This window comes from Gordonia sp. Z-3 (assembly GCF_036233855.1).
In the GTDB taxonomy this organism is placed as follows: domain Bacteria; phylum Actinomycetota; class Actinomycetes; order Mycobacteriales; family Mycobacteriaceae; genus Gordonia; species Gordonia tangerina.
Window position 1 is genome coordinate 1 of sequence record NZ_JAZARS010000036.1, and the last position, 9,596, is coordinate 9,596.

General features: G+C 65.2%; 10 protein-coding genes. 3 read left to right on the forward strand and 7 right to left on the reverse strand.

What is annotated here, in order from left to right; all coding sequences use genetic code 11:
• Nucleotides 1–42: 42 nt before the first annotated feature.
• The 4 genes from VX037_RS23500 to VX037_RS23515 form a co-directional block, all read right to left on the reverse strand.
• A complete protein-coding gene (locus VX037_RS23500; RefSeq protein ID WP_287014836.1) occupies nt 43–540 on the reverse strand; it encodes a hypothetical protein in 498 nt (165 codons plus the stop codon).
• Nucleotides 541–603: 63 nt separating this feature from the next.
• Nucleotides 604–2,565, reverse strand: coding sequence for a hypothetical protein (locus VX037_RS23505; RefSeq protein ID WP_328716079.1), 1,962 nt, complete (start codon nt 2,563–2,565; stop codon nt 604–606).
• A complete protein-coding gene (locus VX037_RS23510) occupies nt 2,562–2,897 on the reverse strand; it encodes a helix-turn-helix domain-containing protein (protein WP_287014834.1) in 336 nt (111 codons plus the stop codon). Before VX037_RS23510 ends, VX037_RS23505 begins: the two co-directional genes overlap by 4 nt.
• The gene (locus tag VX037_RS23515) at nt 2,897–4,012 is read right to left on the reverse strand and encodes a tyrosine-type recombinase/integrase (RefSeq protein WP_287014833.1); all 1,116 of its coding nucleotides are present in this window, start codon (nt 4,010–4,012) and stop codon (nt 2,897–2,899) included. Before VX037_RS23515 ends, VX037_RS23510 begins: the two co-directional genes overlap by 1 nt.
• 205 nt (nt 4,013–4,217) lie before the next feature.
• Here VX037_RS23515 and VX037_RS23520 point away from each other — a divergent pair, with 205 nt between their 5' ends.
• On the forward strand, nt 4,218–4,667 hold the full coding sequence (locus tag VX037_RS23520) for a Fic family protein (RefSeq protein ID WP_328716080.1): 450 nt from the start codon (nt 4,218–4,220) through the stop codon (nt 4,665–4,667).
• A gap of 96 nt (nt 4,668–4,763) precedes the next feature.
• On the opposite strand, the gene VX037_RS23525 is transcribed toward VX037_RS23520, so the two are convergent.
• Nucleotides 4,764–5,288, reverse strand: coding sequence for a peptidase (locus tag VX037_RS23525; RefSeq protein WP_328716081.1), 525 nt, complete (start codon nt 5,286–5,288; stop codon nt 4,764–4,766).
• A 270-nt stretch (nt 5,289–5,558) separates the two neighbouring features.
• Between VX037_RS23525 and VX037_RS23530 the strand changes: the two genes are divergently transcribed.
• Both VX037_RS23530 and VX037_RS23535 read left to right on the forward strand, forming a co-directional pair.
• Nucleotides 5,559–7,619 carry an ABC transporter ATP-binding protein gene (locus VX037_RS23530; RefSeq protein WP_287014848.1) on the forward strand — a complete coding sequence of 687 codons (2,061 nt, stop codon included), beginning with the start codon at nt 5,559–5,561 and terminating at the stop codon, nt 7,617–7,619.
• Nucleotides 7,616–8,365 carry an energy-coupling factor transporter transmembrane component T family protein gene (locus VX037_RS23535; RefSeq protein WP_287014831.1) on the forward strand — a complete coding sequence of 250 codons (750 nt, stop codon included), beginning with the start codon at nt 7,616–7,618 and terminating at the stop codon, nt 8,363–8,365. The genes VX037_RS23530 and VX037_RS23535 overlap by 4 nt, the downstream gene beginning before the upstream one ends.
• An 81-nt stretch (nt 8,366–8,446) precedes the next feature.
• Here the strand turns inward: VX037_RS23535 and VX037_RS23540 are convergent, their stop codons facing one another.
• Nucleotides 8,447–9,076 carry a superoxide dismutase gene (locus VX037_RS23540; RefSeq protein ID WP_235725690.1) on the reverse strand — a complete coding sequence of 210 codons (630 nt, stop codon included), beginning with the start codon at nt 9,074–9,076 and terminating at the stop codon, nt 8,447–8,449.
• Nucleotides 9,077–9,270: 194 nt separating this feature from the next.
• The gene (locus tag VX037_RS23545) at nt 9,271–9,423 is read right to left on the reverse strand and encodes a hypothetical protein (protein ID WP_235725692.1); all 153 of its coding nucleotides are present in this window, start codon (nt 9,421–9,423) and stop codon (nt 9,271–9,273) included.
• Nucleotides 9,424–9,596 lie beyond the last annotated feature (173 nt).

Consider the following 9,596-nt stretch of genomic DNA (forward strand, 5'->3'; position numbering starts at 1 on the left):
TGTCCACTCCGCGACCCAACTCCCCAGGTCAACCCACATGCGTCACGCCGATTCCGCCAAAATGAGCCAAGTCAGGTTCTGGAGTTCGACTAGAGCCTCTACGGCCTGGTGCAGTTCCCCCGCTAGTAACTGCTCAGGACTCGGATTCTCTCGGTGCCAGAAGCGTTTCTTTTGTCTACCCGCGACGCGGCCCTCTAACTGCGCGGCAAATTGACCAAAGACCTCCGCTAACGTCCCGACGAGGACGTCGGGATACGAAAGTCCCTTGAAGGTCTCCTGATCTGCCCATGCAACCATTTGGCCCGAGGCTTTTCGATCTGCCTCGATACGGCGTAGCAGGCTGGACTTTCCCGTCCCTCTCCGCCCGTACAGTACGTGGTGAAAACTTGATCCCAAACGGTCAATGGACTCGGTGTCGGGGCTAACGAATCGAGTCTCTGGTGAACCGGGTTTGGCCCGGGTCACTTCCTCTAGCAGAACCTGGAGTCGACTGACTTCCGGTTGGTAGTAGTACGCGGATGATCCGGGATCGTCTGCCATGTACACACCCTAATAGCTCGGGCATTGTTTACGTCGCTGCTTCCATTGATTGCAGGGAGGGGCCTATGCCCGCGGGCGCTGCCGCAGTTTCGGATAGTCAGCCCACCTGCCGTTGCTCAGGTTTGCGTATTTGGCGACGGTGTTGATGTGGAAGTCGAGGCTGTCGGCGAGGACTTTGGTGGGGATGGCGCCGGCGAGGCGATAGCGGGCGGCTACTTGGAGTTGATGGAGGCTGACACCGTATGGATCGAGTACGCGGCGCAGTTGCTGGTCGCTGATCGGCCGTTGGAGGTGACGTCCGGGAAAGAGCCAAGGGGAATCCACTCCGTTGAGTGCTTTCGTGTGGGCCTTGGCGATCTCGGCGAGGCGATCGGGCAGGGTCAGTTGATGCTCTCCGAGTGCGAGCGTGAAGGTGGCATTGTCAGAAGTTTCGCGGAGCTGCCCTCGCGCGAGTTCGACGACGCGGCGCGCGGGCAGGCCGTAGATTGCGACCAACAGCACCGCGAGTTGCACTCCGGGGCGCAGAGATGTGTCGCTGAGCAGGGCACGAATGACTGATTCCGTCTGCTCCTCGGTGATGACCACGGCTGGTTCTGTTCGCTGCAGAGGTGGCGGGGTGACGTCGTGTGCGATGTGCCCCTTCGCGATCGCCCACCTGATGAATCGCGGGAGCCACCGCCCGGCGTTGGTGCGCAGGGTGTATTCGTAGATCTGCGATTGGGTGATGTCGCTGAGGATGGTGTGGTGGTCCTCGTGTAGCCAGGCTAGGAATTGGCCGATGCCTCGAATCGTGGCCTTCACATGTCCGGCCGCGCCGCCTGTGATGTCACCGGTTGTCTCGTTGCGTGTGGCTCGTCGCAGCAGCTCCCACTTCAGGTACTGGGTGAGAACGATCTTGTCCGAAGGTGGTAGAACCGTCAGTTGCTTGTCGCACCACGCGCGCAGCCGAAATAGCTCACTTTCCTCGTGCGGGAGCGCCCCGCTCTCGGCGAGCAGCGTCTGCAGGTAGATCAGACCTTTGCCGCCGTCGGCGGTGGCTAAGGTCTTCTCGTTCAGCGGTTTAGCGCCGGTGGCGATCTCGTGCAGGAGGTCGGTGTGGGGTCCCATTCGGAGCCATTTGATGATCTGCTCGGGCCGGGGTTGGCGTAGGAGGTGGTCGAAAAGCAGCTGCATCGGCTTACTGATCGAGTTGGTGTCGGGCCGGGTCAGGACAGCGGTGAGGCGGTCGGCGAGGGTGCATTTTCCGCATAGTCTGCCGTAGGAATGTTCTTCGCTACCGCATCGACGGCACGCGTAGCGAGCGGGCTGGCCGGCGCATCCGGCGCAGATTGCAATCTGGTCACTGTTGATGAAAGCCAGGATTCGCAGTACTCCGCACTGAGGACACGCGCGAGGGTTTCGCACGACTCGATTGTGGCAAGCGAAGCAATGCGGGGCTGACCGGATGTGGGTAGCAATCTTCTTCTGCTTCCCGCACGCCGAGCACGTTCGCAGAGGGCGCGGGTAGCACCCCAAGCACAGCGGCTGGCCGTCAACCTTGGTCGTCGCCGCGACTTCCTTACCGCAGGCCGAGCACACGACCAACGCGATCCCGCCAGGTGAGCACCGTGCGCACATGCGGCGGCCCTGATGATCGGTCTTGGCCGTCAGCTTTTTCATGCGCAGGCACACGGGGCATTCGCCAAAGTGTTGCCGCTCGTGGCATTTCATGCACACTCGGCGGCGCTGTTGATCACGGAATCGGAGGATGCGTTTCTGCTGGCACATCGGACACCTAGGTAGCCCAACATCGGTGACCCCATGTCGTGTCAGTCGCGCGAAGAAGGTCTGGACCGCTACTGGTGTCTCTCCGTCCGGCGCGAGAAGGTCCGTGTCGGTGCGCGCGAGGTAGCGAAGCAACGTCGTGTGACGCTTCGGGTCGAGACGGCCGACCTCCTTGGCAATGAGGTCATCGAAGGTTGCACTGCCCTTGGAGTGGAACAGATCGATGACCTCCGAGGTGACATCTTGGGTGCTACGGGTCATCGGGTGCGGGGTGTCGGCCGCGTGATCCTGACGCGAACGGGCCGTGCATCGCCGATGTCGTCGATCGGTCCCCCGGTCCCAGTTTTACGTGGCGAGTCCTGGTGGGCGGCGGTCACGCGGATGAGGTCGTTGGGTTCGCAGTCGAGGATGGTGCAGAGCGCTGCAAACACGTCCATGTTGAGTCGTTGTGGGGTTTGGGTGACCAATCGGAATACTTGTTCGCGAGAGAGCGCGACGCCGGCCTGGCGCAGTGGTTCGACGAGGTCGGTGGTCTGGAACATGCCACGTTCGGCCATCAGTGTTCGCAGGCGCCAGTCAATGGTGGGGCTCATCAGCGTGTGTCCTTCGGTGAGAAGTAGAAGCGGTCGATGGCATCGCTGACGACTCTGCTGCGGTAGTCGTCGCTGACGGAGGTGTAGAGGGCGGTTGTTGAGGCGAACACGTGGCCGACCTGGATCTGGATGAACTGCTCGGAGTAGCCGAATTCGGCAAGGTGAGTCACATAGGAGTGGCGCAGTGAATGCGGAGTCAGATGCCGATCGAGACCAGCCGCGTCGCGGAGCTCGGCGAATCGTCGGTCGAAATACTTGGCGCCCACGCGAGTTCCGCGTTCGGTAGGCCACAGCGCTGGGCTCTGGCCAGGGTGAAACTTCTGGCGGACTTGATGCAGGTAGTGATCAAGACCTTCGACTACCCAATCGAACTCAGGCAGGGTCAGGACAGTGCGGCGTTTGGGTGGAGTGCCTCGCGAGGCCTTGCCGAAACGGACCTGCGCGAGCCCGAACCGGCCGAACTGCGGTGCTTTGCCGTTGGTGCGTAGATCAGCGACATCAAGACCAAGAACCTCTGCCCGTCGCAGGCCGTAGGCGTATGTGGTCTTGAACAGCTGCGCATCTCGCAGCGCGGCGAGCGCCCCCTTACGCCCGTCTGCGCGGATTTGGTCGACTCTGGCATCGACGACATCAAAGAATTTCTCGACTTCGTCGTAGTCGAACGGTCGTCGGCCGGGCCGCCCTTCGAATGCCGCGAGATGTGCGATGGTGTTCCACTCGAAGCAGATCTGCGTGGGTACTTCCCCGAACCGGTGGCGGCATTCACTGACCCATTCGTAGCGCTGATCCGTCAGATACTCGCAGAACCGTCGTATCGTGACGTGGTAGCCGCGCAACGTCGAGTGCGAACGAGCGGCGTTCCCCGATAGCAGGCTTGAGGTGAAGTCCTCCAGATCGCCGGGCAGCCATTGCCACGGGTAGCTGTCTGTGAAACGGCGAAACCGAATGAGCTGTGACCGACGAAGATTGATCGTTGTTCGCGTCAGCGCATGACTAGCCTGCTGACGAGCAAAGCCCTCGAGCATTTCCTCAAAGACGAACGCGGACTCGTCGATGGGCACCACGCCGCGTCGCCGAAAACCAGCGATGCTACCGCCGCTAGCCGAGATGTTCACAGCAACAATGTTGCATCAAACGCAACTCTACGGCAAGGTTAAACGTGCAAAGCCCGTCGGGACTCGGAACGAATCTCGTTGCTGCGCTTCTCGTGCGGCAGCCTGGTGCCGTCCTGGCAACTCCGCAAGCCAGGTGCGAGCGCTACCGCAGCCTTGTGGCGCACGCGAAGGTGCAGCTCAGAGGCTATGTTGCATCTGGTCGAATATGCGGCGGTTCGCTCTGCACCCGTTCATCGACGGCAACTCCCGCACCCAACGCGTGTTCTTTCACCGCTACCTCAACGCGGCAGGCTGGGACAGCGATTTGGCGCCAGATCGACGCCGCAGCGGTGCATGCCGCACGCCATGTTGCATGGCGACCGTCGATTCCAGCTGCCTCGCCGCCGTCCTCGAGCCGGGAGTGCGGCGTGGCGAGATCGACTCCGGCTCCCTGCGCGCCACGCAGGCCCACCGCGACACCATGCGTGCGGTCAACCTGTTCGACTCGATGAGGACGAAGAAACGTGCCGGGGTACCGCACCGACGTTCGCGACGACGTGAACACACCTGCACCCACCGCGTGTCAATGTTCGGGGGTGCGGACGTGGTGGATGCGCTGTCGGGTGACGCCGAGGATGGTTGGCAACTTCGCCGAAGCTACGAGAGATGTAGGTGACGGGGAATCCTTAGGCGACCTCGCGATGCATCCGCCTTGACCTGCCGGACCCATGAAACGATTTCCCGACAACGACTCCAGATCTCGACGATCTCGTCAGGCCGCCAGCAACATCGCCAGTACCGCGGTGTCGGGGTCGGCGTTGGGGTCGATCCCGACCCGGTTGCGCAGATTCACCACCGTGCCGTCGGCCTCGGCCTCGGCCCAGCCGGCGCGGTGTTCGAGACCGAGTTCGGGCAGGCCGGGCAGCAGCACGCATCCGGAGGCGACGTCGGCGCACTCGGGCAACGACGGTCGGGTCTGCGACGGCGGGTGCAGCATCACCAGCGCCGGCGGATTGGTGAGGAAGCGGCCCGCCTCCACGAAGCTGTCGTCGACGACATTGCCCACCGCGACCATCATCCCGACCGCGTCGGCGTCGGCATCGTCGGGACGCTCTTCGACGACCCCGAAGATGGTGGTGGTGGGCAGGAAGCCGGGCCGGCACGCGATTCGGACGGAGGCCACCAGCGTCTGCGTCCATTCGAGCGTCGACTCGGGCCACCGACCCGAGATCAGGATGCCGTTGAGTTCCCCTTCGAAGTGGAACGGCGTCAGGCCGATGGGTATGGAAGTCGTCATCACTGATCTCTCTCTGCCACAGGGTTCTTACTCCCGGACGAGGACCCGGATCGAAAATCGGATCCTGTGGAAGAAGAATCCACCTCGACGCCGGTGCTGACAACTCGAACACGGTTGTTGTGACGGTTCTTTTACACGACGTAACCCGGGTGTGGACGCTCGGACGCCACCGGCCGAGCGTCCTGGGTGTGATGAGGCGGACACACGGCGGGACCGTCGGACCCACCAGGCACACTGGATGAGGTGAGTAAGTCTGTTCCGCTGCGCCCAATGGAGATGGCGTCAATCGCGATCTTCGGTGGCCTGACGGTCGCGGCGATCGTGGTCGCCGCTGTGGTGCCGCTGGCGACGGCGGTCGGATTGTTGGCGCCGGTCCCGTTGGCCCTGGTCGCCGCGCGCACGCGGCCGCGGGCGTTGATCGCGGCGTCGGTGGCCGCCACCGGGGTCAGTTTTGCGATGGCGGGCACCGGGGCGGCGGCCACGGTGCTCGGGTCGGCGCTGGTCGGCGGCATCGTCGGCGACACCAAACGGCGTGGCCGGGGGATCGGCACCCTCGCGCTCGCCGGCCTCGTCGCGGCCCCGGTGATCGGCGGGATCTCGGTGCTGCTGCTGCTCATCCTGGTGCCGTTGCGCACGTTGGCGCTGGAGGCCCTCGGCAATACCGTCGGCGGCCTGGTGAAACTGCTCAACCAGGTTCCGGGGCTCACCGGACTGGCCGACACCGTCGACTCGCTCGGCACCAGCATGGTCGATCACTGGTGGGTGTGGATGTGGGTGTCCGGCGCGTTGGGGACCGTGGTGTCGCTGGCGGTGGCCTGGTGGTTGCTCGGCGGGGTCATCGCGAGGCTCGCCGACATCCCGAGCGAGGACACCCTGGACGCGGGCACCGCGGATCGCGAATCGGCGCAGGTGGGCCCGCTGCCCCTGCACCTGACCGATGTCGGGTTCCGCTACCGGCCGGACGGTCCGGTGGTGCTCGACGCCGTTGACGTGTCGGTGGGCAGCGGTGAGTTCGTCGCCGTGGTCGGCGCGAACGGGTCGGGCAAGTCCACCCTGGCCAAGATCTTCGCCGGCCGGGCGCCGACGACGGGCTCGGTGACGCGGCCCGGCGCCGCCGGTCTCGGACGCCACGGCGGCACGGCGATGGTCCTGCAGCGACCAGAGACCCAGATGCTCGGCTCGCGGGTGGCCGACGACGTGGTCTGGGGTCTGCCCGTCGGCGCCGAGGTGGACGTGGAGGGCCTGCTCGGTGAGGTCGGCCTGGCCGGACTGGGGGATCGCGAGACCTCGGATCTGTCCGGCGGCCAGCAGCAACGGCTGGCCATCGCCGCAGCACTGGCGCGTGACCCGGCCCTGCTGGTGGCCGACGAGGTGACCTCGATGGTCGACCCCGAGGGTCGCGACGAGCTGCTGGCGCTGCTCGCCGACCTGCCGCGGCGTCGCGATATGACGGTCGTGCTGATCACCCATCGGGGTGCCGAGGCGGCCGCCGCCGACCGCATCATCCACCTGCACAACGGTCGGGTGATCCCGCACCCGCCGCACTGGGTGCCGCGCCCCGGCATGGTCGAGGAACCGGCCCGGCCGACGCCGGTGGCGCATGCCGGCGCGTTCGGCCCGCGGCCGGCGCAACCGCTGCTGATGCTGCAGGGGGTCGGGCACACCTATCTCGCCGGTTCGCCGTGGGCGGTGCGCGCGCTGCACGACGTGTCGATCACCGTGCATCGCGGCGACGGGCTGCTCATCGTCGGCGGAAACGGCTCGGGCAAGACCACCCTGGCGTGGGCGATGGCCGGACTGATCGGGCCGTCGGAGGGCACCGCGACCCTCGACGGCGCGCCGAGTACCGACAAGGTGGGCGAGGTCGCGCTGGCGTTCCAGCACGCCCGACTGCAGTTGCAGAAGCAGACCGTCGGCGACGAGATCATGGCCGCCGGCGGAATCGAGGTCGGCAGTGCGGAGGTCGCTCGGGTACTCGAAGCGGTGGGCCTGCCGCGTGAGATGGCCGCGCGCCGAACCGATTCCCTCAGCGGCGGCCAGATGCGTCGGGTGGTGCTCGCCGGGCTCATCGCGCGGCGACCCAAGGTGCTGATCCTCGACGAACCGCTCGCCGGGGTGGACCCGTATGCCCGTGCCGAGATCGTCGAGATGCTCGGGCGGTTGCGGGCCGAGGGGATGACGATCGTGATCATCTCGCACGATCTGTCCGATCTCGACGCGGTGGTCAGTCGACGGGTGCGGCTCACCGACGGCACTCTGACAGTCGTCGACGCACCGGGGATCTCCGGGCAGCAGTCGTTTCAGCGTGCAACCGGGGAGGCTGCGGAATGAGTGTGCGTACGATCCCGCTGCGCCAGGTGCCCGGCGACTCCATGGTTCATCGTCTGTGGGCGGGCACGAAACTGATCGTCGTGCTGATGCTCAGCGTGATGACCTGGGTGCTGCCGTCCTGGCCGTCGCTGGGCATGGTGGCGGCGTTCGTGGTGATCACCGCGGTTGCGGCCGGCATCCCGCTGGGTGCCATCCCGCGGCCACCCTGGTGGTTCTGGGGCCTGATCATCGCCGGCGGGCTGCTCAACGTGATGTTCGGCCCGGCGGCGCTGATCGTCTATCTGCGCGCGGTCACTCTCGGGTTGGTGTTGGTGGCGAGTTCGATCCTGGTGATCTGGACGACGCCGATGGCCGACATCGCACCGGCGATCGCGACCCTGATGCGGCCATTGCGGATTTTCCGGCTACCGGTCGACGAGTGGGCCGTCGCCATCGCGCTGTGTCTGCGGGGGATGCCGATGCTGATCGACGAACTGCGGATGCTGCGCGCGGCGCATCGGCTGCGGCCGTCGGCGCCACCGCGCAGCGGACACCCGGCGGCGGAGATGGGTGTGCTCGACATGATCACCGCCGCGATGTCGAGTGCGTTGCGGCGCAGTTCGGAGATGGCCGAGGCCATCACCGCGCGTGGCGGTACCGGCCGGCTGGCGGCTTACCCGTCGCGGCCGGGTCGCACCGATGCGGTGGTGCTGACGGTGGTGGGCGTTGCGTGTGCCGCGGCGATCACGGTGACGATCCTGCTCTGAGCAGGCCCCCCGTACAGACAAACGCCGCCCGGCTCGGAGATCCGAACCGGGCGGCGCTGCACATCTGCTGCCGACGGGGCGTCAGGCCGGGACGATGAGTCCCTTGCCCTGGCTGCTCGCGGTGGCGTAGCGCTCCGCGGCGTCGGCCCAGTTGACGACGTTCCACCAGGCCTTGACGTAGTCGGGCTTCACGTTCTGGTAGTCGAGGTAGAAGGCGTGCTCCCACATGTCGAGCATGACGACCGGGATGATGGCCGCGGGGATGTTGCCGCTCTGGTCGGTGAGCTGCAGGATTACCAGCTTGCCGCCGATGGTGTCGTAACCCAGGATCGCCCAGCCGCTGCCCTGCAGCGTGGTGGCGGCGGCGGTGAAGTGTGCCTGGAACTTGTCGAAGCTGCCGAACTGATCGTCGATCGCGGCGGCCAGATCACCCTCGGGCTTGTCGCCTCCGTTGGGCGACAGGTTCTTCCAGAAGATGGAGTGGTTGGTGTGGCCACCGAGATGGAAAGCGAGCGTCGACGACAGGCCGTACACCTTGTCGGCGATGGTGCCGTCCTCGCGGGCCGCGGCCAGCTTCTCCAGAGTGGTGTTGGCGCCCTTGACGTAAGTGGCGTGGTGCTTGTCGTGATGGAGCTCCATGATCCTGCCGGAGATATGCGGCTCGAGCGCCGCATAGTCGTAAGGGAGATCCGGCAAGGTGTATTCAGCCACGATAATCCTCTCTGAGGTGCTGCTCGTTTGTCACTGCGCGCGTGGATCACAGGCATCGGACAACGGAGCCCGATGTCGGGTAGCGCGAGTACTTCCACCCTTACCCACCACATGGGCGATTGCAAACACTGCGGCACAATCTACTTCAAGTGTGGTTGAAGTCTGCGGGCCGAGAATCGGCCCGGAAAAGTAGCTCAGAGCAGCATCAACAGGACGAGGAGGGCAACCAGTGCGAGGGTGCTCGCGGCCGTCCCGACGCACGCCGACCGGACGTCATAGGTGGCGCGCGGGGTGCTCGGCCGAGAGCCGAGGGCCCGCCGGAGTTCAGAACTCGCGTGCGTTGCCATGAACACCCTTCGTCGTCGCTGATCCCAGCCGGAGTGACCATGATCACAACCCCGACGTGGGGGACATGATAGGCAGACCTTGCGAAATCCATCAACCCGTCGGCTTGACTCACGTAATCTGCCCGCGAAACGCCCTCGGTGCCTCACATAGGTTTGCCCGCGAAATGGTGATC

Bases quoted from the DNA above. Each gene is read 5' to 3' on its own strand.
- VX037_RS23500 (WP_287014836.1), bottom strand. From the start codon at position 540: ATGGCAGACGATCCCGGATCATCCGCGTACTACTACCAACCGGAAGTC.
- VX037_RS23505 (WP_328716079.1), bottom strand. From the start codon at position 2,565: ATGACCCGTAGCACCCAAGATGTCACCTCGGAGGTCATCGATCTGTTC.
- VX037_RS23510 (WP_287014834.1), bottom strand. From the start codon at position 2,897: ATGAGCCCCACCATTGACTGGCGCCTGCGAACACTGATGGCCGAACGT.
- VX037_RS23520 (WP_328716080.1), top strand. From the start codon at position 4,218: ATGCGGCGGTTCGCTCTGCACCCGTTCATCGACGGCAACTCCCGCACC.
- VX037_RS23525 (WP_328716081.1), bottom strand. From the start codon at position 5,288: ATGACGACTTCCATACCCATCGGCCTGACGCCGTTCCACTTCGAAGGG.
- VX037_RS23530 (WP_287014848.1), top strand. From the start codon at position 5,559: ATGGAGATGGCGTCAATCGCGATCTTCGGTGGCCTGACGGTCGCGGCG.
- VX037_RS23535 (WP_287014831.1), top strand. From the start codon at position 7,616: ATGAGTGTGCGTACGATCCCGCTGCGCCAGGTGCCCGGCGACTCCATG.
- VX037_RS23545 (WP_235725692.1), bottom strand. From the start codon at position 9,423: ATGGCAACGCACGCGAGTTCTGAACTCCGGCGGGCCCTCGGCTCTCGG.